Source organism: Kitasatospora sp. NPDC048715, assembly GCF_043198905.1.
GTDB lineage: Bacteria > Actinomycetota > Actinomycetes > Streptomycetales > Streptomycetaceae > Kitasatospora > Kitasatospora lactacystinica.
Genome location: NZ_JBICVH010000009.1, coordinates 14,985 through 35,400, shown reverse-complemented (window position 1 = coordinate 35,400; position 20,416 = coordinate 14,985). Strand labels below are relative to the sequence as shown.

22 protein-coding genes and 1 pseudogene are annotated in these 20,416 nt (G+C 74.8%); 11 read left to right on the top strand and 12 right to left on the bottom strand.

Annotated features, from left to right (window positions below):
* Nucleotides 1-7 precede the first annotated feature (7 nt).
* Nucleotides 8-244, top strand: a complete 237-nt coding sequence (locus ACGFSC_RS17995; protein ID WP_359908806.1) for a hypothetical protein — start codon at nt 8-10, stop codon at nt 242-244.
* 34 nt (nt 245-278) lie between these two features.
* On the opposite strand, the gene ACGFSC_RS17990 is transcribed toward ACGFSC_RS17995, so the two are convergent.
* From ACGFSC_RS17990 to ACGFSC_RS17980, 3 genes are all read right to left on the bottom strand, one after another.
* A complete protein-coding gene (locus ACGFSC_RS17990; RefSeq protein WP_359908808.1) occupies nt 279-1,859 on the bottom strand; it encodes a sigma-70 family RNA polymerase sigma factor in 1,581 nt (526 codons plus the stop codon).
* Between the two features lie 173 nt (nt 1,860-2,032).
* Entirely contained in the window at nt 2,033-3,025 is a 993-nt protein-coding gene (locus ACGFSC_RS17985; RefSeq protein WP_359908810.1) for a CAP domain-containing protein, read from the bottom strand.
* Nucleotides 3,026-3,140: 115 nt separating this feature from the next.
* A complete protein-coding gene (locus tag ACGFSC_RS17980) occupies nt 3,141-3,620 on the bottom strand; it encodes a GNAT family N-acetyltransferase (protein ID WP_359908812.1) in 480 nt (159 codons plus the stop codon).
* A gap of 346 nt (nt 3,621-3,966) precedes the next feature.
* Here ACGFSC_RS17980 and ACGFSC_RS17975 point away from each other — a divergent pair.
* From ACGFSC_RS17975 to ACGFSC_RS17950, 6 genes and pseudogenes are all read left to right on the top strand, one after another.
* Nucleotides 3,967-4,311, top strand: a pseudogene (locus ACGFSC_RS17975) (nuclear transport factor 2 family protein); the annotation flags it as partial.
* Nucleotides 4,312-4,330: 19 nt separating this feature from the next.
* Nucleotides 4,331-5,875, top strand: coding sequence for an ATP-dependent DNA ligase (locus tag ACGFSC_RS17970; protein ID WP_359908815.1), 1,545 nt, complete (start codon nt 4,331-4,333; stop codon nt 5,873-5,875).
* Nucleotides 5,876-6,175: 300 nt separating this feature from the next.
* Entirely contained in the window at nt 6,176-6,391 is a 216-nt protein-coding gene (locus tag ACGFSC_RS17965) for a ferredoxin (RefSeq protein ID WP_359908818.1), read from the top strand.
* Between the two features lie 103 nt (nt 6,392-6,494).
* Nucleotides 6,495-7,709 carry a cytochrome P450 gene (locus ACGFSC_RS17960; RefSeq protein WP_359908821.1) on the top strand — a complete coding sequence of 405 codons (1,215 nt, stop codon included), beginning with the start codon at nt 6,495-6,497 and terminating at the stop codon, nt 7,707-7,709.
* Nucleotides 7,710-7,892: 183 nt separating this feature from the next.
* Entirely contained in the window at nt 7,893-8,057 is a 165-nt protein-coding gene (locus ACGFSC_RS17955) for a hypothetical protein (RefSeq protein ID WP_359908824.1), read from the top strand.
* A 104-nt stretch (nt 8,058-8,161) separates the two neighbouring features.
* A complete protein-coding gene (locus ACGFSC_RS17950; protein ID WP_359908827.1) occupies nt 8,162-8,500 on the top strand; it encodes a hypothetical protein in 339 nt (112 codons plus the stop codon).
* Nucleotides 8,501-8,592: 92 nt separating this feature from the next.
* Here ACGFSC_RS17950 and ACGFSC_RS17945 read toward each other — a convergent pair whose 3' ends face one another.
* From ACGFSC_RS17945 to ACGFSC_RS17930, 4 genes are all read right to left on the bottom strand, one after another.
* Complete coding sequence (locus tag ACGFSC_RS17945; RefSeq protein ID WP_359912524.1) at nt 8,593-9,489, bottom strand: hypothetical protein; 897 nt, start codon at nt 9,487-9,489, stop codon at nt 8,593-8,595.
* 51 nt (nt 9,490-9,540) lie between these two features.
* Nucleotides 9,541-9,825: a DUF427 domain-containing protein gene (locus ACGFSC_RS17940; protein WP_359912522.1), complete on the bottom strand. Its 285-nt coding sequence runs from the start codon at nt 9,823-9,825 to the stop codon at nt 9,541-9,543.
* Between the two features lie 86 nt (nt 9,826-9,911).
* Nucleotides 9,912-10,148: a DUF6296 family protein gene (locus tag ACGFSC_RS17935; protein WP_359912519.1), complete on the bottom strand. Its 237-nt coding sequence runs from the start codon at nt 10,146-10,148 to the stop codon at nt 9,912-9,914.
* Between the two features lie 15 nt (nt 10,149-10,163).
* Nucleotides 10,164-10,409: a DUF2277 domain-containing protein gene (locus tag ACGFSC_RS17930; protein WP_359912516.1), complete on the bottom strand. Its 246-nt coding sequence runs from the start codon at nt 10,407-10,409 to the stop codon at nt 10,164-10,166.
* Nucleotides 10,410-10,608: 199 nt separating this feature from the next.
* Between ACGFSC_RS17930 and ACGFSC_RS17925 the strand changes: the two genes are divergently transcribed.
* A complete protein-coding gene (locus tag ACGFSC_RS17925) occupies nt 10,609-11,802 on the top strand; it encodes an MFS transporter (protein ID WP_359912513.1) in 1,194 nt (397 codons plus the stop codon).
* Nucleotides 11,803-11,829: 27 nt separating this feature from the next.
* On the opposite strand, the gene ACGFSC_RS17920 is transcribed toward ACGFSC_RS17925, so the two are convergent.
* The 3 genes from ACGFSC_RS17920 to ACGFSC_RS17910 form a co-directional block, all read right to left on the bottom strand.
* Nucleotides 11,830-12,348 carry a gamma carbonic anhydrase family protein gene (locus ACGFSC_RS17920; RefSeq protein WP_359912510.1) on the bottom strand — a complete coding sequence of 173 codons (519 nt, stop codon included), beginning with the start codon at nt 12,346-12,348 and terminating at the stop codon, nt 11,830-11,832.
* A 57-nt stretch (nt 12,349-12,405) separates the two neighbouring features.
* Nucleotides 12,406-13,713, bottom strand: a complete 1,308-nt coding sequence (locus ACGFSC_RS17915; protein WP_359912507.1) for a serine hydrolase domain-containing protein — start codon at nt 13,711-13,713, stop codon at nt 12,406-12,408.
* Nucleotides 13,714-13,934: 221 nt separating this feature from the next.
* Complete coding sequence (locus ACGFSC_RS17910) at nt 13,935-14,501, bottom strand: DJ-1/PfpI family protein (protein ID WP_359912504.1); 567 nt, start codon at nt 14,499-14,501, stop codon at nt 13,935-13,937.
* A gap of 256 nt (nt 14,502-14,757) precedes the next feature.
* Here ACGFSC_RS17910 and ACGFSC_RS17905 point away from each other — a divergent pair, with 256 nt between their 5' ends.
* Complete coding sequence (locus tag ACGFSC_RS17905; protein WP_359912501.1) at nt 14,758-15,306, top strand: alpha/beta fold hydrolase; 549 nt, start codon at nt 14,758-14,760, stop codon at nt 15,304-15,306.
* A gap of 41 nt (nt 15,307-15,347) precedes the next feature.
* On the top strand, nt 15,348-15,959 hold the full coding sequence (locus ACGFSC_RS17900; protein WP_359912498.1) for a hypothetical protein: 612 nt from the start codon (nt 15,348-15,350) through the stop codon (nt 15,957-15,959).
* A 69-nt stretch (nt 15,960-16,028) separates the two neighbouring features.
* Here ACGFSC_RS17900 and ACGFSC_RS17895 read toward each other — a convergent pair whose 3' ends face one another.
* On the bottom strand, nt 16,029-16,679 hold the full coding sequence (locus ACGFSC_RS17895; protein ID WP_359912495.1) for a GntR family transcriptional regulator: 651 nt from the start codon (nt 16,677-16,679) through the stop codon (nt 16,029-16,031).
* A 242-nt stretch (nt 16,680-16,921) separates the two neighbouring features.
* Here ACGFSC_RS17895 and ACGFSC_RS17890 point away from each other — a divergent pair, with 242 nt between their 5' ends.
* Nucleotides 16,922-17,935, top strand: a complete 1,014-nt coding sequence (locus ACGFSC_RS17890) for an asparaginase (protein ID WP_359912527.1) — start codon at nt 16,922-16,924, stop codon at nt 17,933-17,935.
* Between the two features lie 94 nt (nt 17,936-18,029).
* Here ACGFSC_RS17890 and ACGFSC_RS17885 read toward each other — a convergent pair whose 3' ends face one another.
* Entirely contained in the window at nt 18,030-20,339 is a 2,310-nt protein-coding gene (locus tag ACGFSC_RS17885) for a transglycosylase domain-containing protein (RefSeq protein ID WP_359912492.1), read from the bottom strand.
* Between the last annotated feature and the right edge of the window lie 77 nt (nt 20,340-20,416).

Here is a 20,416-nt window from a genome sequence, read left to right as displayed (position 1 = left end):
ACCGGCCATGAAGAAGCGCAGCATGCTCGCCGTTGCCTCGCTCGCCGTTGGTGTCGTGGCCTCCCTCACCGCGCCGAGTGCGCACGCCAGTGCCGTGGGCGGGCAGGAGGGACTGCCCGGGCCGCTGAGCAGCGCTCCGGACGTGGTGCCCGGGCAGGTCGGTGACGCGGGCGGCGTCCTCGGGGACGCCACCGGCTATGTGACCGGGTCGGCGAACGGCCTGGTGGCGGCCACTCCCGCGTAGTCCGGCGCCCACCGCCCACCACCCCGGTCACGGTTCAGGACATCGGGGCTCCGAGGTCCTGGGTCCAGTAGGGGGTGCCGGCGGAGCTGGTGGCGAAGCCGACGCCGATGTCCTTGAATCCGCAGTCGAGCATGTTGGACTGGTGGATTCCGCCGTCCATCCAGCGGGCGAAGACGGCGGCCGGGGTGGTCGGGCCCCGGTCGAGGTTCTCGCCCCACTGGGACCAGCGGTAGCCGGCGGCGGTGATCCGGGCCTCGGTGCGGACGCCATCCGGGTTGACGTGGTCGAAGAAGCCGCGGGTGGCCATGTCGTCCGCGTGCTTCTGGGCCGTGCCGTGCAGCCGGGGGTCGATCCGCAGCGGGGCGCAACCCGCCCTGGCGCGTTCGGCGTTGACCAGGTCCACCAGCTGGCGTTCCGGGTTGGGCTGCGGTGTCGCGGCGGCGGTGCGGGTCGCGGTGGGCGTCGGTGCGGGCGTCGCCGTCGCCGTCGGGCTCTCCGCGGGCAGCGGGGTCGGCTCGGGGACGACGGCAGCGGGTGCGGCGGCGGCCGTCGGGGTGTCCGGTGCCGCGGCCGGAGCGGTGGGCTCGGGTGCCGCCGGCTGCGGGGGTTCGGCCTGCGGCCAGACCAGGGCCAGGGTGGTCACCGCGACCGCCGCGGCCGCCCCGCTCGCCAGGACGGCCTTGCGGGCCGCGGTGCCGGCCCAGCCGCCGTGCCCTCCCGCATGCGCCCCGGCACCGGCATGCGCCCCGGCCCCCGCTCCGGTGGAGGCTCCCGTTCCGGTGGCGGCCGCCGAGGAGACGACGGCGGCCGCGGTGTGCTGGAAGTGCAGCAGCACGGGCCAGTCGAGCGGGATCGGCACCAGGGCGAGGCCGGCCAGCAGTCCCTCCGCCGGGAAGAGGTCCCGGCCGAGGCCGTCGCAGTCGGCGCAGTCGCGGATGTGGCGGGCTATGCGCTTGCGCCAGACCGAGTTCGGGGTGCCGTCGAAGCCCGCGGTGAGCTCGGTCAGTCCGGGGCAGCGGGGGTAGGCGCAGAGCGCGCGGACGACGATGCGGCCCGCTTCGAGCTGCTTCTTCATCCGCTGTACGCGCACGGCGGTGTGCTGCGGGCTCAGGTCTAGGGCGTCGGCGAGTTCGGCCCGGGTCAGTTCGCCGGCGGCCTCCAGCCACCAGAGGGCGAGCAGTTCCCGGTCGTCCGGGTCCAGCCAGCGGGTGGCCTCGGCCACCTCGCGGCGCTGGCCGGACAGGCCGAGGCGCAGGATGGTGAGGTCCGTGAAGTCGGCCCGGGGGTCGGCGACCTCCCAGGTCTCGTCCAGCCCGCCGACGGTCGGCTGCTGCTGGCCGGCGGCGTGCCGACGGCGCACCTGGTTCATGGTGATGGCGACCAGCCAGGACCGGAAGGACTCGGGGTCGCGGAGCCCGTCCAGGCCGTCCAGGGCGCGGATCATGGTCTCCTGCGCGACGTCGTCCACGTCGGCGTGGCCGCCGAGGGCGCGGCCGGCCACGTTGTAGACGAGCGGCAGCCAGGCGGCGACCAGCGCCTCCTGGGCCTGCCGGTCACCTGCCTGCGCCGCTAGCACCAGGGTGGTCCCGGTCCTGTTCTGCACATCAGCGTTCATGGTCCGCACTCCGTCTTGCCGTGTATCCGTCCGCCGCTGCCTCCTCGGAGACCCGTGTGGAGTGATCAGATAACAACAATGTGCACGGAATCGGAAAATCGGTCCGGACTACTCGGCCCGAGCCGGAGCCCGGACCGGCCGGGCCAGGCCTGGCCGGGCCCGGCCTGGCCGATTCACGCCGGGGACGCGAACACCTGGGTCCACCACGGACCGTTGGCGCCGGTCCGCACGCCCACGCCGAGCTGCTTGAACGAGCAGTTGAGGATGTTGGCCCGGTGGCCGGGGCTGTTCATCCAGGAGTTCATCACGTCGGCCGGGTCCTTCTGGCCGCGGGCGATGTTCTCGCCCCAGGTGCTCCAGCTGTAGCCGGCCGCCTCGATCCGGTGGTCGGCGTGGTAACCCTCGGGGCTGGCGTGGTCGAAGTAGTTGCGGTTGGCCATGTCGTCGCTGTGCGTCTGGGCGGCGCTCGCCAGCCGGGGCTCGGCGCTGACCGGCCCGCAGCCGGCCTTGCTGCGCTCGACGTTGACCAGGTCCACGACCTGCTGGACGTACGACGGAGCCGCGCCGCCGCCCGCCGGCGGGGGCGCGGTGGGCCGCTTGGGCGGGAACGGGAAGCCGCCGGTGGCGGCCCGGGCGGCGTTCGAGGCCGCCTTGGGCGCGGAGGCCGTGGGGGCGGGCGCGGCGTTCGGGGCGGCGGTGGCCGCGGCCGCCGGGGAGGCCGGAGCGGGCGTGGTCGGCGTGAGCGAGGTGCTCGGAACGGCCGCCGGGTCGGTGGCGGTGGGGGTGGCCGGGGGAAGGACGTCCGGGTTCGTCCCGCCGGCTCCGGGCACCTGGATGCCCTCGCGCGTGCCCAGCTCCGCGGAGATCAGCATGTCGGCGGAGAGCGACTGGGCCGCCGTGTCCCGGTCGGTCTGCTTGCCGCCGTACGCCGCGTAGCCCGCGCCGGCCAGCGCGGCGAACAGCCCGGTGCCGGCCACGGCCGCGACGACCGCGGTGACCGGCACGATCCCGCCGCGCCGACGCGCCCGCCGGCCCCGCCCGGTGTGCCGCTCGGCAGCCCGCCGTGCCGCCCGGCCGCCGGAGCGGCCGCCGGCTCCACTCCCGTTGTCGCTGCCGGCACCGCCTCCGCTCGCCGGGAGGATGGTCGTCCTGTCGTCGCTGTTCACGTGGCCACGCTTTCTGTTCCGGGTCGACTGGTCGGGTGTCGACACATGGGAGACCTCCCGGCCGGGCGCCGATAACAGAAACTCCGGACGAATGTCCGGCGGTCGGGCCGCGGCCTCAGCCGACCGGTGCCTCCGGGGCCATGTCGTAGGTGAGGAACCTGGTCCGTACGGCGACCTTGTCGTATTTTCCACGGGCCCGGTAATTGTCCTCGGAGGTGATCCAGCGGACGGTGTTCCAGCCGCGTTCCGCCGCGATTTCCCGCAGCCGGCCCAACAGCGCGTCCACCGCGCCGCCGCCCCGGACCTCCGGTGCCACGAACAGATCGTCCAGGAAGCACCCGACGGCCCCGTGCAGAGGTCGCGCGAACGGCCGGTAGTGCGCGAGGCCGACCGGCCTACCGTCGCCGTCCCGCACCAGGAGCCCCGCCACCTCGTGCCCCGGGTCCATCAGCCAGGACCAGACCAGCTCGGCCTTCTCCTCCGGAACCGGGACCCGGTAGAACTCGCCGTACCCCCGGAACAATTCGCGCCAGGCCTCGAAGTCGCCGGCCTCGGGCGCGCCGACGCTCCAGCGGGTCGTGGGGGTGTCGCTCATCTCGGTCTCCATCACTCGGAAGGCGGTGCGGGCCCTCAGCATGACGCCCCGTCGCCCCGTCGCTGATCACCGGCCCGGCCAAGAGCACCCGCCCCCTGCGCCATCGCGGCGCCTTGCGGCGACGGGCGCTCGGTGCCGCGCGGGAGGGGCGGCGGGAGGGCGGGGGTCGTGGCCCCGCCCGGATCAGACGGAAGAACAGGGCCCTGCGTTCGCGCCGGACCCGGGGGCCGGGCGCGCTCCCCTTCAGCGCGTCGGCGAGGAGCAGCAGCAACCGCACGACGTCCTCGGGCGTGGCGTCGACGGCCGCACGCGCCCGACCGCCAGCTGAGCACGCCCGTCGGGACGGCCCTGCCCGGGGCCGGCCTGCCTCGCGGCGATCGCCGACGACGGCATCGACCACCCGGAGTGGGAGCCCGGCCCCATCGAGGTGCGCGTCCACGGCGACGCCGCGGTCGTCCGCTACCGGGCCACCCCGGAGGTCGTCTTCGACGGCATCGCCATACCGAGGGAGCAGTACTGGCGCACCGACACCTACGAGAGGACCGACGGCCGGTGGCAGGTGGTGCGGTCCCGGGCCGACGCGATCCGGTGGGCGGCCGCCCGGGCCCCGGGACGACGCGCTCCGCCGCGGCCCGGCGCGCCCCGGGAGCGCCGACCGTGGTGCGGGGCCGGCGGCCGGGGCGGATGCTGAGGGGGGTGGAGGTGGTGCAGTGGCGGGGTTGCTGCGGCTGGCGTCGGTGTCGCGGGAGGTGGCGGCGGAGGCCGGACGGCGGGCGAAGACGGAGTTGTTGGCCGGTTGTCTGCGGGACCTGGGGCCGGTGGAGGGGGCGGCGGCGGTCGCCCTGCTGTCCGGGGAGTCGCAGCGGCTGCGGACCGGGATCGGGCCCGCGGCACTGCGGGGGCTGCCGGAGCCGGCGGCGGAGGCCTCGCTCGGGGTCCGGGAGGTGGAGCGGGAGCTGGAGCTGATCGCGGGGGTGCACGGGGCGGGGGCCCAGGCGGAGCGGCGGCGCTTGTTGCACGGGCTGTTCGCGCGGGCGACCGCCGTGGAGCAGGGGTTCCTGCGGGCGGTGCTGGTCGGGGACCTGCGGCAGGGGGCGCTGGACGCGGTGGTGGGGGACGCCGTGGCGCGGGCGGCCGGGGTGCCGGCGGCGGCGGTGCGGCGGGCGTTGATGTTCCGGGGCTCGGCCCGCGCGGTGGCGCAGGCCGCGCTGACCGGTGGGCAGCCGGCGCTCGCGGCGTTCCGGCTGGAGGTGGGACGGGCGGTGCGGCCGATGCTGGCCGCCTCGGCGCCGGACGTGGCCACCGCGCTGGAGCGCACCGGCCCGGCCGCGGTGGAATGGAAGCTGGACGGCGTCCGGGTGCAGGTGCACCGGGAGGGCGGGGAGGTCGCGGTGTTCACCCGCGGCCTGGAGGACATCACCGCCCGCGTCCCCGAGGTGGCCGAGGCCGCGCTGGCGCTGCCGCTGCGCTCGGCGGTGCTGGACGGTGAGGCGATCGCGCTCGGCCCGGACGGCCGGCCGCGCCCCTTCCAGGAGACCGCCGCACGCACCGCCTCCCGGCGGGAGCCGGACCGGCTGCGTGCCGAAGTCCCGCTCGACGCCTACTTCTTCGACCTGCTGCACCGGGACGGCGAGGACCTGGTGGACCGTCCCGGCCGGGAGCGCTGGGCGGCGCTGGCCGAGGCGGTGCCGGACGGCCTGCGGCCGGCCCGCGTCGAGACCGGGGACCGCGACCGGGCGCTGGCCTTCTTCCGGGAGACGCTGGCGCTCGGCCACGAGGGCGTGCTGGTGAAGGATCCGGCGGCCCCGTACGCGGCCGGGCGGCGCGGCGCGGGCTGGATCAAGGTCAAGCCCCGGCACACCCTGGACCTGGTGGTGCTGGCCGCCGAGTGGGGCAGCGGGCGGCGGCGCGGCTTCCTCAGCAACCTGCACCTGGGCGCCCGGGCGGCGGGCGAACCGGGGCTGGGCCCGTGGGTGATGCTCGGCAAGACCTTCAAGGGCCTGACCGACGAGACGCTCGCCCGGCAGACCGCCGAACTGCTGGCCCGGGAGACCGGGCGGGACGCCTGGACGGTGCGGGTCCGACCGGAACTGGTCGTCGAGATCGCCTTCGACGGGGTGCAGCGCAGCTCCCGATATCCGGCCGGTCTCACCCTGCGGTTCGCCCGGGTGGTGCGCTACCGGCCGGACAAGAGCGCCGACGAGGCCGACACCGTCGCGACCGTACGGGAGATCGCCGCCGCCGAGGGGCTGTGAGCCGCTGGCGAAGGGCGGTGGGCCGTCGTCGAGAGGCGGTGAGCCGTCGCCGAAGGGCCGCGTGCCGGGCCGGATCCGGGCCGGCTCAGGTGCCGGTGGCTGCGGGGCGCGCACTTGTCACCACGGCGTCAATTCAAACCTGGTTCACCGCCCGGAGGCTCCGACGGGAGCCGAATCGGCCATTCTCGGTGATCCCGCCACCGCGCCCTCCGTGGACGGAGCAGCGCCGGTTAGGTTGGCAATGACAACGAGAGGCGGCCGCCGGGCAGCCGGCGGCGCACTGGCGAGAGGTGCCCGACCATGCGGGTGAATGTCGACCGGGACCGCTGCTGCAGCTCCGGGATGTGCGTCACGAACGTTCCCGAGGTCTTCGACCAGGACGACCACGACAGCCTGGTGAGACTCCGTCAGACCTCGTTCCGGCCGGACCAGTTCGACGATCTCAGACTGGCCGCCCAGCTCTGCCCGGGCGGCGCGATCACCGTGGTCGAGGACGGGCCCGCACAGGCCGAGTAGGCCGAGGCCGGGCCGTTCCGGACACCGCGACGGCCCCCCGACGGACGTCCGGTCACCACACCACCCCCACCGGAGAACCATCGCGACGCAAGGAGACCCCGCCTTGACGAGCACGCCCATCGTCCCCGCCGTCCCGCTTCCGGCCCGGCACTCCGCCGGCTGCCCGTTCAACCCGCCGCCCGCGTACACCGAGGCCGCCGCGAGCGCCCCGCTGACCCGCGGCGATCTGCCCGGCGGCGATTCCTGCTGGCTGGCCACCGGCTACGCCGAGGTCCGCACCATCCTCTCCGACCGCCGGTTCAGCGCCGACATACGCCACCCCTCCTTCCCGCTGCTGGTCGCCGGCGACCGGGAGCAGATCACCGCCACCCCGAGCTTCCTGAACCTGGACGACCCCGAGCACGCCCGGCTGCGCCGCATGGTCACCGGGGACTTCCTGGTCAAACGGGTCCAGGCGATGCGCCCGGACATCCAGCGGATCGTGGACGAGGCGCTGGACACGATGACCGATGGCCGCACCGAGGCCGACCTGGTCGCCGACTTCGCGCTGCCCGTCCCCTCCCTGGTGATCTGCCTGCTGCTCGGCGTCCCCTACGAGGACCACGAGTTCTTCCAGCGCGTCGGCCGGACGCTGCTCAGCAACGCCAGCAAGGTCGAGCAGCGCCTGGCGGCCCGGGACGAGATGCTGGAGTACCTGGAGGGGCTGGCGACCCGCAAGCGGGCGGAGCCGCGGGACGACATCATCAGCCGGCTCGCCGTCCGGGACGACCTCACCCCGCGCGAGGTCGCCAGCACCGGCATCCTGCTGCTGATCGCCGGGCACGAGACGACCGCGAACATGATCTCGCTCTCCACCGCCCTGCTGCTGGACCGGCCCGAGCAGATCGCCAGGCTGGCCGACCCGGCCGCCCTGCCCGGCGCGGTGGAGGAACTGCTGCGCCACCTCACCATCGTCCACACCGGGGTGGCCCGGGTGGCCCTGGAGGACGTGGAACTGGGCGGCACCACGGTCCGCGCCGGGGAGGGCGTGATCGCGATGCTCTCCACCGCCAACCGGGACGAGGAGGTGTTCGGCGGCGCCGACCGGCTGCCGGTGGACGAGCTGGACCTGGGCCGGGACGCCCGGCGGCACCTGGCCTTCGGCTTCGGCGTGCACCAGTGCCTCGGCCAGCCGCTCGCCCGCGCCGAGCTGCAGATCGCGCTGGCCACGCTGTTCCGGCGGCTGCCCGGGCTGCGGCTGACCGTCCCCCGCAGCGAGCTGGTGTTCCGCACCGAATCGTTCATCTACGGCATGCGGTCACTGCCCGTCACCTGGTGACGACCGGGCGAGGTCCGGGCGAGGTCCGGGCGAGGTCCGGGCGAGGTCCGCGGAGGCCCGCCGGGTCACCCGGCTGGCCCCGACGCCGGGGCGGAGGCAGGCTGGAGGGGCGAAGAGACACCTCCGGTCCTGCCGCGCCCGCGACCCGGCGCGCCGGGACCGGCCGAGGAGACGGAGCCCGCGATGACCGACATGAGCGACCGGTCCAAGGTGAGCACCGAGGACGACGAGGACGTCCGCGCCGCTGACCCCGAGGAGGGCATCCCCTCGATGCAGAACCTGCACGCCCAGGACACCTCCCGGGCGGAGGGCGCCCCCATGCTGGACGAACCCGGCCAACCCGACTGAATCGTCCGCCGTACCGACTCGACCGCCCGGTGGGACCGGGCGGTCGCCGCGACCGCGGGTGTCGCTGCTCCGGCGGCGGGCCACCCGCGGGGGAGGATAGGCGCATGACCGAACACGACCAAGGCAACCGCCAGGCCCGGCCGTCCGCGGACCCGCGCACGTCGTGGGCGACCTGGACCACCCAATCGATCATCAGCGGCCCCGGTGGGGTGACCACCACCGAGGTCGGCCCAATCTCCGGCGACCTCACCGTGCACACCACCTGGGTGGACGGCGAGGCGAGGCTGACCGTCCAGTACACCGGCGCGCTGGACTGGTACACGGTCGCCGGCAGCCCGGTGCCGGCACACGACGAGAGCACCGCGCGGGCGGTCCACCAGGCGATGGTGAACGGCGTCAAGGCCGGCCGGGGCGCGGGTGCCCCGGCCCCGCCCAAACCCTAGGAACTCCGGGGGCTCCCGGCAGCTCCAGGAGGAACGGCAGGACGACGGCGCGCCCGGGACCGGTCCCGGGCGCGCCGTCCTGCTCCTCGCCGCTACGGAGCCTTCCCGTCGGCCTCCACCGCCCCGCCCTTCGGCGCCGCCCCGCCCTTCGGCACCGGCGCGGCCTCGGCCCAGTAGCCGCCGTCCGCCGGGCGGCGCCCGCGCAGGTCCGCCCGCACCTCGCCGGCCAGCCGGCGGGTGTCGCGGCGGTTCATGGTCGCGCCGATGCCGGCGCCGACCAGCAGCGGTATCACCGCCGGCAGGTGGCGCAGCGAGCTGCGGGTCAGCCGGCGGCGGACCTGCTGGCGGACCTCCGAGCTGATCGCCAGCGCGGCGAAGCCGGCGGGCCGCACCAGCAGGTTCGCGTCGATCCCCCGGCGGTTGGCCCAGGCGCCGAGGTAGGCGCCGGTCCGCTGGGTGGCGCCGCCCTGCGCCGGAGTGCCGTAGACCTCGTGCAGCTCGGCGATCAGCTTGATCTCCACGGCCGCCACCGCGAGCGTCTCGGCGGCGATCTCCAGCGGCATCGCGGGCGGCACCGGCAGCATCGCCGCCGCACCGACGCCCGCGCCGAGCGCGCTGGAGGCCCGGACGGCGCCGGTGACCAGCAGGTCGGCCAGCTGCTCCGGGAAGGCCGCGTCCGGGTGCTGCGCCCGCAGGGTGGCGAGGTCGCGCACCGGGATCCGGGGCGCGGTCCGCACCAGCTGTTCGGTCAGGGCCCGGCCGCCGTACGCGGCGCCCTTGGCCGTTCCCCTGGCGGCGGCCCGCCCGCCGTGGCCGAGCAGCCGGGCGGTGTGCAGCACCACGGCCCGGCCGCGGCCGCGCTGCTTCGCGGCGTACTCGGCGACCGGGCCGACGGGCTGCTCGGACTCCTCGACCAGTTCGGCGAGCTGCTCGCTCAGATCGGGCTCGGGGGCCGGCCGGGAGCGGCCCGGCCTGCGGAAGACTGCCATGGGAACCCGGTACCCCTTTCGCGACGACGGCACGGCACGGCCCTGGGCCGCCTACTCGGCGACCTCCACCCCGTGCCAGAAGGCGATCCGGCCGCGCACGTGCTCGGCCCCGGGCTCGGGGTCGGCGTAGAACCAGGCGGCGTCCGGGTTGGTCCGCCCGTCCACCTCCAGGGTGTGGTAGCCGGCGGTGCCCTTCCAGCCGCAGACCGTGGTGGTGTCCGAGGGGCGCAGGTACTCGGTGCGCACCGCCTCGGCCGGGAAGTAGTGGTTGCCCTCGACGACGACGGTGTCGTCGCTCTCGGCGATGACGACGCCCTGCCAACTCGCTGTGGTCATACGGCGATTGTTCCCGACCACGGGCAGCCTCACCCCTTCCCGGTTCCGGGCTGTCCGGCGGTCCGGCGGCGGCCGGGCGGCGCCGGTCAGGTCAGCGGGTGGGCGTGCACCGGCACGTGGGGACTCTGGTGGCCGCCGCTGGCGAGCATCCGGACCTCGCCGGTGCCGCTGATCTCGGCGCGGACGATGCCGCTCTCGTCCTCGTACACCGGGTGGCCGCCCGGCCCGCTCGCGTCGGTGCGGGTGACCACCACGACGTCCTGCGGGGCCTGGGTGCCCGGGGTCCCGGGGAAGGTGAGGGCGTAGCGCTCGGCGGGTTTCATCACACCTGCTCCTGCCTACCCGGCGGCCTCGGCCGGCACGGCGGCCCGCGTGTGCGGGCCGCGGACCTCCAACTCCGCGAGCAGCCGGGCGGTGGCCTCCGCGACCGCCTCCACCGCCCGGTCGAAGGCCTCCCGGTTGTGCGCCGCGGGGGCGCGGAACCCGGACACCTTGCGGACGTACTGGAGCGCGGCGGCGTGGAAGTCCTCCTCGTCGGCGTCGGGCGTGACGGGGGGTCGCAGCGTCTTGATGTTGCGGCACATGCTCCCAGTCTCGCGCGCGGGAGCCGTGTCGGCGACCCCCTTTCGTCACACGCACCTCACAGCGCCGTCATCCGGCCGGATTAGGATGCCGGACGAACGAATTCGTCCCACCGCCGTGCCACCGCCGTCCCACCACCGTGCCACCTTCGTCCCGCCGCGCGCTTCCCCGGTCCGTCGGCATCACTCCGGAGTCACCCCCTTGCCTCTCGCGCTGCTCGCGCTGGCCGTCACCGCGTTCGCCATCGGAACCACCGAGTTCGCCGCCATGGGGCTGCTCCCCCAGGTCGCCGACAGCCTCCACGTCTCCATCCCGCAGGCGGGCTGGCTGATCTCGGCGTACGCCCTGGGGGTGGTGGTCGGTGCGCCGCTGCTGACCGCGCTGGCCGCCGGGCGGCCCCGCAAGGCGGTGCTGGTGGCGCTGGCCGGACTGTTCGCGACCGGCAACCTGCTGTGCGCGGTGGCGCCGGACTTCTGGACCCTGGCCGCCGCCCGGCTGATCACCGGACTGCCGCACGGCGCCTTCTTCGGGGCGGGCGCGGTGGCGGCGGCGGAGCTGGTCGCACCGGACCGCCGGGCCCGGGCGGTGGCCGTGATGTTCTCCGGCCTGACCGTCGCCAACATCGTCGGCGTCCCGGCCGCGACCCTGCTCGGCCAGCACCTGGGCTGGCGGGCGACCATGCTGGTGGTCGTGCTGATCGCGGCCGCCGGGACGCTCGCCATCGCCCGGCTGGTGCCCGCGCTGCCCTCCTCCGGCCAGTCCGGGCTCCGGAACGAGCTGCGGGCCTTCCGCAGCGGGCAGCTCTGGCTGGCGCTGGCCACCGTGGTGTTCGGCTGCGGCGGCTTCTTCGCCTGCTACAGCTACATCGCCCCGCTGCTCACCAATGTCTCCGGGTACGCCACCGGCTCGGTGACCCTGGTGCTCGCGCTGTTCGGCGTCGGCATGACGATCGGCAACGTGCTGGGCGGGTTCGCCGCCGACCGGGCGCTGCGGCCCACCGTGTGTGCGGCCTTCGTGCTGCTCTCCGCCACCCTGGCGCTGTTCGCGGTGACCGCGCACGCCCGCTGGTCGGCGGCCGTCACGGTGGTGCTGATCGGGCTGTTCGGCTTCGCGATCGTGCCGGCCGTGCAGACCCTGGTGCTCCGGAAGGCGCGCAGCGCGCCGACCCTCGCCTCGGCGACGGTCCAGGGCGCCTTCAACCTGGCCAACGCCCAGGGCGCGTACTTCGGCGGGCTGGCGCTGGACGCCGGGCTCGGCTGGACCGCGCCGACGCTGGTCGGCGCGGTCCTGGCCGCCGCGGGGACGCTGATCGCGGTGCTCGCCTGGGTGGTCGACCGCCGCCGGCCCGCCCCCGTGGCGACGGAACCGGCGGCGGCCGCGATGACCACCGCCTAGCGCGGGCCCGGTGTCTCCCGGTGGGCCTCATATCTCCCGGTGGGCCTCGGCGAGCAGCTGGTAGCCGGCGCCGTTGGCCCTGATGCCCGCCTTCTCGTCCTCGGTCAGCTCCCGGCGGACCCTGGCCGGGACGCCGGCGACCAGCGAGCCGGGCGGGACGACCATGCCCTGCGGCACCACCGCGCCGGCCGCGACCAGCGAGCCGGTGCCGATCCGGGCGCCGTTGAGCACGGTGGCGTTCATGCCCACCAGCACGTCGTCCTCGACGGTGCAGCCGTGCAGCACGGCGTTGTGGCCGACCGAGATCCGCTCGCCGACCACCAGCGGGAAGCCGGGGTCGGCGTGCAGGGTGCAGTTGTCCTGGATGTTGCTGCCCGCGCCGACGCTGATCGACTCGGCGTCGCCGCGCAGCACCGCGCCGTACCAGACACCGGCGCCGGCGGCGACGGTCACGTCCCCGACCACGACGGCGTTCGGCGCCACGAAGGCGCCCGGGTCGACGGCGGGCACCCTGCCCCCGACGGCGGCGATCAGCGGCTCTGCCATGTCTCGTCCTCCTGGTGACGGTGGGCCGTTCGCCCGCCGGTCAGCGTAGGGGGTCGGTCAGGGCGCCGTGCGGGCGAGGTCGGTTCCGGCGGCCGCCGGCCGGGCTCCGCACAGCGCGGTCTCGATCACCTTGTTCCAGGCGGCGTTGGCGGCGTCGTCCGGGGCGTCGTAGACGGTGGCGTTCGCGGCGAACTCGCGCCTGCCGTCCGCCGAGCCGAGCATCATCGTGCTGTAGCCGGGGATGCCGCCGGCGTGGCCCCAGAAGGAGCCGCAGGGGGTGTCCAGGCGCTGCAGGCCGAGGCCGTAGCTGCGGCCCTCGCCGTTGGCGGTGGTCTGCTGCATGGCGGCGAGTTCGGCCGGGCGCAGCAGGCGGCCGCCGAGCAGGGCGTCGAGGAAGGCGGTCAGGTCGGCCGTGGTGGAGACGCCGGCGCCGGAGGGGCCGGCCATCGAGGGGTTGAACAGGGTGACGTCCACCGGGCCGGTGTCGGCCTTGTAGTAGCCGTGGGCGTACCGGCCGGGGAGGAGGGGCGAGTCGCCGGGCATCCGGGTGCCGGTGAGGCCGAGCGGGCGGATGATCCGGCGGGTCACCTCCTCGTTCCAGCTGTGGCCGGTGAGCTTCTCGATGATCATCCCGATCAGGATGTAGTTGGTGTTGGAGTACTGCCAGTCCTGGCCGGGCGGGAAGGCGGACGGGTACCGGTTGGCGATGTCCACCAGGTCCTGGAGGCCGTAGTGCCGGAAGCGGCCGCCGTCGAGCCACTGCGGCCGCCGGAAGTCGAAGGCCTGGTCCTGGGTGTAGTCGGCGACGCCGCTGGTGTGGTTGAGCAGTTGCCGGACGGTGATCGCGGTGCTGTTGGGGACGACGCCCGGCAGCAGGCACTCCAGGCGGTCGTCGAGGTCCAGCCGGTGCTCGCCGACCAGTTGGAGCAGCGTGGTGGCGACGAAGGGCTTGGTGGCGCTGCCGATCCGGAAGGAGCCCCGGGGGTCGGCGGGCGCACCGGTGGCGAGTTCGGCGACGCCGGTGGCGTTGCGCCAGACCACCCGGCCGTCCTGGCGGACGGCGGCGAGGGCGGAGGTCGCGTAGCCGGGGTCGGTCATCCCGGCGAGGGCGGCGTCGGCGGCCTCCCAGTCGGCGCGGCCCTCGGGGGTCGCGACGGCGCCGGCGCGGACGGCGGCGGAGCCGTGCGGGCCTCCGCACCCGGCAGCGGCCGGACCGGCGGCGGGCCGGGCGACGGCGGCGGGGGCGAGCGCGACCAGCAGGCCCGCGCCGACGGCGGCCGCGACGGCGGTGCGGAGGATCGGCCGGCGGCGCCCGGTGGTCGGCGCGGTCCGGGCGGTGGACGGAACGGTCGGGGCGGCGGTCATGCCGGCCTCCCTGGTCTGGGTCGTGGCAGAGTCGTCAACCGGAGCGCGGGCCCCTACTTCTGACACCCTGTCACGGCTTCCGCCACCGGTCCTCGGCCTGGGGGCGGGGTCCGACCCGGAGCGAACCCGGAACGGCCCCGGAGCCGTACCCCGAGACGGCTCGGGGTACGGCTCGGGGTGCGACTCCGGGAACGCCGGCGGGAACGGCTCCGGGGCGCGCGTCAGGCGAGCGGCGCCTTGGTGCGCAGGACCTCGACGAAGGCGCGCAGCCAGCCCGGGTGGTCGGGCCAGGCGCGGGCCGAGACGACCGTGCCGTCCACCACGGCCTCGCCGTCCACGAACTCGGCGCCCGCCGCCTTGATGTCCGGGGCGAGCGCCGGGTAGGCCGAGGTGCGGCGGCCGTTCAGCACGCCGGCGGCTGCGGTGATCAGCGGGCCGTGGCAGATCTGGGCGACGGGCTTGTCCTCGGCGAAGAAGTGCTGCGCGATCCGCTGCACGTCCGGGTCGTTGCGCAGGTACTCGGGGGCGCGGCCGCCGGGGATGACCAGGGCCACGTAGTCGGCCGGGTCGACGTCGGCGAGGGCCACGTCGGCGGGCCAGGTGTAGCCGGGCTTCTCGGTGTAGGTGTCGAACCCCTCGACGAAGTCGTGCACCACGAACTGGAGGCGCTTCTTCGTCGGGGCCGCGATGTCGACCTGGTAGCCCTCCTCGCGCAGCCGCTGGTACGGGTAGAACACCTCCAGTGACTCGGCGGCGTCCCCGGTGACGAGCAGGATCTTCGATGTCATCGCCGACATCCCTCCACGTGGTCGAGCCTCAGGTCGGGTACGGGCGCCGGGCGGTGGCAGCCGGCCCGGGCCCGGTCCAACCTCCCGTACCGGGGTCACCGTTGGCAACGGGGCGCACCGGGCGCGCAACGGCGCATACGGACGTGCGCGCGCCGGTTGCGGGGAGTGCGCGCCGGTGGGACGCCCGGCTGCGGAGGCCGGCGGCCCGGGTCCTAGACTCCTGCTGCCCGCGACCGTCCCCCTCCCGGAGAAGCCCATGCCCGACCGCACCACCTACCTCGTCCTCCCCGGCTACCAGAACTCCGGCCCCGAGCACTGGCAGACCCGCTGGGAGGCGGCCGAGCCGGACTCCTTCCGCCGGGTCGAACAGGCGGACTGGGACCACCCGGACCGGACGGACTGGGTGGCCCGGGTGGACGCGGCGGTGGCCGCGGCCGCCGCCCGGGGCCCGGTGGTACTGGTCGCCCACAGCCTGGGCTGCGTCACGGCGGCCCACTGGGCGGCCACCGCCGCCGCCGGGCGGACCGCCGCCGTCCGGGGCGCGCTGCTGGTGGCCCCGGCGGACGTCGACACCGCCGAGGTCCCGGAGCTGGTGGGCTTCCGCCCGGTGGCGCTGGAGCCCTTGCCGTTCCCGGCCGTGGTGGTCTCCTCGACCGACGACCCGTGGGTCTCCCCCGAGCGGGCCCGCGCGTTCGCCGCCGCCTGGGGCGCCCGGTACGTCGAGCCGGGCGCGTACGGGCACCTCAACTCCGACTCCGGACTGGGCGACTGGCCGGAGGGCCGGAAGCTGCTCGCCGAGCTGTGACCGCGACCACGGGGGGAACGGGGAACGGGGGCGGAGGGTCGATGAACCGGAGGACGACGAACCGACGCACGTCCCGGTCCAGGCGCGTCCTGGTCCGGTTGCTGGCGGCCGGCGGGCTGGCCGCCGTGCTGCTCTACACCGAGGGGCAGTGGGAGAGCCGGTCGGGCGGGCGGATGCTGGTGGCCGACCTGTTCAACCGGCCGGAGCTGCTGCTCGGCGGTGCGCTGGCGGCGCTGATCGCGGCCGCCTGGCTCGGCGATCTGCGGGCCGCGGTGCGGACGGCCACCCGGGCCGTCACGGTGACCGCCGGGGTGGTGTTCCTGCTCGGCGTGGTGGCCGCGCACAAGGTGTCGGCGGCCGAGACCCGCAGCCGGGAGGACGCCCCGGCCGGGGCCGAGCGCGCCCTGGTGGTGGTGCACCGCTCGTACGCCACCGGGCCGGAGTCGGGCGAGCACTGGCAGGTGCTGCTGGAGAGCGGTGAGGGCTGGTCGGCCCGGCGCTGGTCACTGGCGGACGTCGGCAGGGACCAGGGCGACGCCCGGCTGGTGGAGGCGAGCTGGACCGGGCGGGAGCAGATCACCGTGGTGACCGACTCCTACCGGCGGGTGTTCAACCTCGACCAGGACAGCGGGGAGCCGGTCGCGGCGCGGTAGCCCGACCGGCCCGAGGCCGTCGCCCGTCGCCCGTCGCCCGTCGCCCGCGGGCAGCTGGTCAGCTGGGCGTCACTGCTCCGTCATGTGCGCGATCATCTGCTCCCGGACCCGGTCGAGGTGGCGGGCCATCACCTCGGCGGCGCGGTCGGCCCGGCCCTCGGCGACGGCCTCCGCGAGGTGCTCGTGGTCGGTTATCGAGGCCTCGGTGTGCGAGGCCGGCACGTTGTGCCGGCTGCGGAGCACCGCGATCTGCTGGTGCACGCGCTCCACCTGTTCGGCGATCCGGGGGCTGCGGGCCGCGTCGAGCAGCGCCTGGTGGAAGTCGAGACTGCTGCGGTGGACGAACCGGCGGCCCCCGGTCATCAGCTTCCTCGACTGTTCGCACGCCCGGCGCAGGGCCGTGACGTCCTTGCGGTCGCGCCGCTCGGCGGCCAGGCGCGCGGCGGCGGTCTCCAGCGCGGACCGCAGCTCGAACAGCGCCTCGACCTCCCGCGGGCCGGCCTCGAAGACGACGGCGCCCTTGTTGGGCACGTGCACGAGCAGGCCCTCGCTGACGAGCTGCCGGATGGCCTCGCGCAGCGGTCCCCTGCTGATGCCCAGCTCGCGGGCGACCTCCACCTCGTTGATCCGCGTTCCGGACGGGATCTCGCCGGTGAGGACGCGCTCGCGGAGCGTGCCCACGAGCTGGCCCGCCAGGCCGCGCCGGAGGGTCTCTGGCATGGGTGGTGTCCGTCCGTTCGGGACTGGCCGCCGCTGTCGTCCGGCCAGGTCGGGGGGTGTGCCCGGGGTGATGGGCCGGAGCGCCGTGGCGTCGGCGGCCGACGGTGGCACAGGGCCGCGTCCGAGTATGTCAGCACCCGGCGGGGGCATCGGCGCGGACCACGTTAAAGTGATAACTGTTGACACTTCGAGTCGTCCTTTCGGCCGTGGGGCCGAGGAGAGGGGAATGCGCTGTGCACGCGATGGTGGCGGAGGTGTGGCGAGGTGACTTCCTGGAGTCGGTGCACCACGGGACGGTCCTCGCGCTCGGTCCTGACGGGCGGACGGTGCTGAGCGTCGGCGAGACCGACCGCCCGATGTACCCCCGGTCGTCCAACAAGCCGCTCCAGGCCCTCGGCATGCTGCGTGCCGGACTCGACCTGGACGGCGAACTGCTGGCCCTGGCCTGCGCCAGCCACTCCGGCGAGCCCTTCCACCTCGACGGCGTCCGCGAGATCCTCGGGGGCGCCGGCCTCGACACCGGCGCTCTGCGGTGCACGGCCGCGCTGCCCATCGGGGAAGCCGCACTGCGGGACCACCTGGCGGCCGGCGGCGGCCCCACTCCGCTGACGATGAACTGCTCGGGCAAGCACGCCGCGATGCTCGCCACCTGCGTCGCCAACGGCTGGGACACGGCCACCTACCTCGACCCCGGCCATCCCCTGCAGCGGGCCCTGCTCGACACCGTCGAGGACCTGGCCGGCGAGAAGGTCGCCGCGACCGGCGTGGACGGCTGCGGAGCCCCCCTGTTCGCCATCGGCTACCACGGCCTGGCCCGGGCCTTCGCCGCGCTGGCGACGGGCCCCGCCGGGTCCCCGGAGCGGCGGGTCGCCCGGGCGATGAACCAGCACGCCGAATACGTCGGCGGGACCGGTCGGGACGTGACCCGCCTGATGCGCGCGCTTCCCGGCTCGGTCGCCAAGGACGGCGCGGAAGGGGTCTACGCCCTGGCGCTCCCCGACGGCTCCGCCGTCGCGCTCAAGATCGCGGACGGCTCCACCCGGGCCCGTCCCGTGGTGCTGGCCGCCGCGCTGCGACGGCTCGGCGTCCCGGTGGACACCGACGACACCCTCGCCGAACTGGCCGTCGTCCCCGTCCTCGGACACGGCGAACCGGTCGGCGCGGTGCGCCCGGCCCGGGCGCTCCTGGACGGTTCGCCGCTCCGGCCCACCGAACCCGGCGCCACCGAGCCCGGCGCCACCGCCCCGACGGCCTGACGGCCTGCCGCCGCCCGGACGCACGGCGGAACCCCCGTCCGCCCGCGCGCCGCGGCCCCGCACGAGTACGGGTACTCGTGCGGGGCCGGGCGGCTCACCGGTCCTCGGGGTCCGCGGTGCCGGGCGGGGCGAAGGGCCCGGTGCGGCCGGGGGTCGGGGTGCCCCCGCGCGGCCTGCCGGTGTTCCCCGGGCCGCCGGTGGCGGGGGCGACGGTGCAGGTGGCCGTGCCCGGCGTGCCGCCGGGGGTGGGGCAGTTGGTGTCCCGCCGCACCGGGTCCGGGATGTAGACGGTGGTGAAGTCCTTCTCCGGCATGTTCCGCACCGCGTCGCTCATCGCCTGCTGCCAGATCGGGCCGGGGCCGGTGGCGCCGAAGACCTCGGCCTGGTACTTGCCCCCGATCCTGATGTTGCGCATCGGCACCTTGGTACCGGGGCTGCCCAGCCAGACCGAGCCCGCCAGGTTGCCCGTGTAGCCGGTGAACCAGGCCGACTTCTTCTCGTCCGTCGTCCCGGTCTTGCCGGCGATCTGGCGGCGGTCGTCCAGGCCGAGGTCCCGCGCGGTGCCGCCCTTCTCGGTCACCCCGAGCAGCACGCTGTTGATCACGTCGGCGGTGTCCTCGGACATCGCCGGGGTGCACCGGGCCTGGGGCACCGGGACGTCGGCGCCGCCCACCGTGGTGATCCGGTTGATCGCCATCGGCGCGCAGTAGGTGCCCCGGGCGGCGAAGGTCGCGTACACGTTGGCCATGGTCAGCGGGCTGACCTCCTGGGTGCCGAGGCCGAGCGCCGGCACCTCCTGCAGCGCCGAGCCGTCGGCCTTGCCCTCCATGCCCAGCTTGTTGGCCATCTGCTTGACGGCGCAGAGGCCGATCTCCTGCTCCATCTGCACGAAGTAGGTGTTCACGGAGAGCGCCATGGCCTGCTTGAGCTCGTACGGGCCGACCTCGGAGGTGCTCTCGTTGGGGATGGTCCCCTCCTTCTTCCCCTTGCCGAGGTTCTTCCAGGTGCCGTCGCAGGTCCGCATCGTCGGCCAGTCCATCCGGTTGGGCGAGTCGTACCGCTGGGTGGACGACAGCCCGGCCTCCAGGGCGGCGGCGGCCACGATCGGCTTGAAGTTGGAGCCGGGCTGGAAGCCGATGCCGCCGCCCATCGCCGCGTCCACGTTGTAGTTGACGACGGTCTCGTTCTTCTCCTTGGCCAGGCCGTACGGGCGGGTCTGCGCCATCGCCAGGATCTTGCCGCTGCCGGGCTCGACCATCGTCATCGCGGCCGAGACCGGGTCGGTGACGTACACCTTGGTGGAGACGGCGTTCTGGGCGGCGGCCTGCTTGTCCGGGTCCATCGTGGTGTAGATGTTCAGGCCGCCGGTGTCCCACAGCTTCTTGCGCTCCGCCGCGCTCTTGCCGAACGCCGGGTCCTGCTTGACCACGTGGCGCACGTAGTCGCAGAAGAAGCCCATCCCGGCCTGGGCGGTGATGCAACCGTTGCGCGGGTCCTTGTAGTTGAGGCCGAGCGGGGCGGCCTTCGCCTCCCTGGCCTGCTCCGCGGTGATGTGCTTGTTCTCCACCATCTTGTCGATGACGGTGTCGCGGCGCTTCTGGGCGGCCACCGGGTGCAGCTTCGGGTCGTACTGGGACGGGTTCTGCACCAGCCCGGCGAGCATCGCCGCCTCGGGCAGGACGAGGTCCTTGGCGTCCTTGCCGAAGTAGCGCTGGGAGGCGGCCTGGATGCCGTACGCCTGGTGGCCGTAGAAGGTGATGTTGAGGTAGTTGGTGAGGATCTGCTCCTTGGTCAGGTCCTCCTCCAGCTTGATGGCGTACCGGAGTTCCTGGATCTTGCGGCCGAGCGTCTTGCGCTGCGCCTCGCGCACCGCGTCCGGGTCGTCCCCGGCCTTCTCGACGTTGACGTTCTTCACGTACTGCTGGGTCAGGGTGGAGGCGCCCTGGACGGCGGCTCCGCTCTCCGCGTTCTTGGTGATCGCGCGCAGGATGCCCTTGAGGTCGACGGCGCCGTGCTCGTAGAACCGGGCGTCCTCGATGTCGACCTGCGCCGTACGGATCAGCGGGGACATCTGGTCGGCGGGTATGACGGTCCGGTCGCGCTCGTACACCTTGGCGATCAGGCCGCCGTTGGCGTCGAAGATCTGGGTCGCCTGGCTCAGCGGCGGGGTCTTGAAGTCGTCGGGGATGCTCTCGAAGCCCTCGGCGCCGTTCTTCGCCCCGAGTCCGACCGCCCCGGCCGCCGGGAGGATCAGGCCCGCCAGCAGGATGCCGCCCAGCACGCTGGCGCCGAGGAACGTGGCCGCGTGGCCCAGGATGCCGAGCGGGGTCTCGCGGCGCCTCGGGCGCGGCACCCAGGTGTCGCCCGGGTCCGAGGCGGCGGGTATGCGGCTCTTCGGTGACATAGATCGAACATTACGGCCGTCAACAGGCCGTGGGGGGCGGGTGCCGGTGAAGGATTGTCACAAAATCGCGACGGATT

Bases quoted from the DNA above. Each gene is read 5' to 3' on its own strand.
- ACGFSC_RS17995 (WP_359908806.1), top strand. From the start codon at position 8: ATGAAGAAGCGCAGCATGCTCGCCGTTGCCTCGCTCGCCGTTGGTGTC.
- ACGFSC_RS17990 (WP_359908808.1), bottom strand. From the start codon at position 1,859: ATGAACGCTGATGTGCAGAACAGGACCGGGACCACCCTGGTGCTAGCG.
- ACGFSC_RS17980 (WP_359908812.1), bottom strand. From the start codon at position 3,620: ATGAGCGACACCCCCACGACCCGCTGGAGCGTCGGCGCGCCCGAGGCC.
- ACGFSC_RS17965 (WP_359908818.1), top strand. From the start codon at position 6,176: ATGCGGGTGAATGTCGACCGGGACCGCTGCTGCAGCTCCGGGATGTGC.
- ACGFSC_RS17955 (WP_359908824.1), top strand. From the start codon at position 7,893: ATGACCGACATGAGCGACCGGTCCAAGGTGAGCACCGAGGACGACGAG.
- ACGFSC_RS17950 (WP_359908827.1), top strand. From the start codon at position 8,162: ATGACCGAACACGACCAAGGCAACCGCCAGGCCCGGCCGTCCGCGGAC.
- ACGFSC_RS17945 (WP_359912524.1), bottom strand. From the start codon at position 9,489: ATGGCAGTCTTCCGCAGGCCGGGCCGCTCCCGGCCGGCCCCCGAGCCC.
- ACGFSC_RS17940 (WP_359912522.1), bottom strand. From the start codon at position 9,825: ATGACCACAGCGAGTTGGCAGGGCGTCGTCATCGCCGAGAGCGACGAC.
- ACGFSC_RS17935 (WP_359912519.1), bottom strand. From the start codon at position 10,148: ATGAAACCCGCCGAGCGCTACGCCCTCACCTTCCCCGGGACCCCGGGC.
- ACGFSC_RS17930 (WP_359912516.1), bottom strand. From the start codon at position 10,409: ATGTGCCGCAACATCAAGACGCTGCGACCCCCCGTCACGCCCGACGCC.
- ACGFSC_RS17920 (WP_359912510.1), bottom strand. From the start codon at position 12,348: ATGGCAGAGCCGCTGATCGCCGCCGTCGGGGGCAGGGTGCCCGCCGTC.
- ACGFSC_RS17915 (WP_359912507.1), bottom strand. From the start codon at position 13,713: ATGACCGCCGCCCCGACCGTTCCGTCCACCGCCCGGACCGCGCCGACC.
- ACGFSC_RS17910 (WP_359912504.1), bottom strand. From the start codon at position 14,501: ATGACATCGAAGATCCTGCTCGTCACCGGGGACGCCGCCGAGTCACTG.
- ACGFSC_RS17905 (WP_359912501.1), top strand. From the start codon at position 14,758: ATGCCCGACCGCACCACCTACCTCGTCCTCCCCGGCTACCAGAACTCC.
- ACGFSC_RS17900 (WP_359912498.1), top strand. From the start codon at position 15,348: ATGAACCGGAGGACGACGAACCGACGCACGTCCCGGTCCAGGCGCGTC.
- ACGFSC_RS17895 (WP_359912495.1), bottom strand. From the start codon at position 16,679: ATGCCAGAGACCCTCCGGCGCGGCCTGGCGGGCCAGCTCGTGGGCACG.
- ACGFSC_RS17890 (WP_359912527.1), top strand. From the start codon at position 16,922: ATGGTGGCGGAGGTGTGGCGAGGTGACTTCCTGGAGTCGGTGCACCAC.
- ACGFSC_RS17885 (WP_359912492.1), bottom strand. From the start codon at position 20,339: ATGTCACCGAAGAGCCGCATACCCGCCGCCTCGGACCCGGGCGACACC.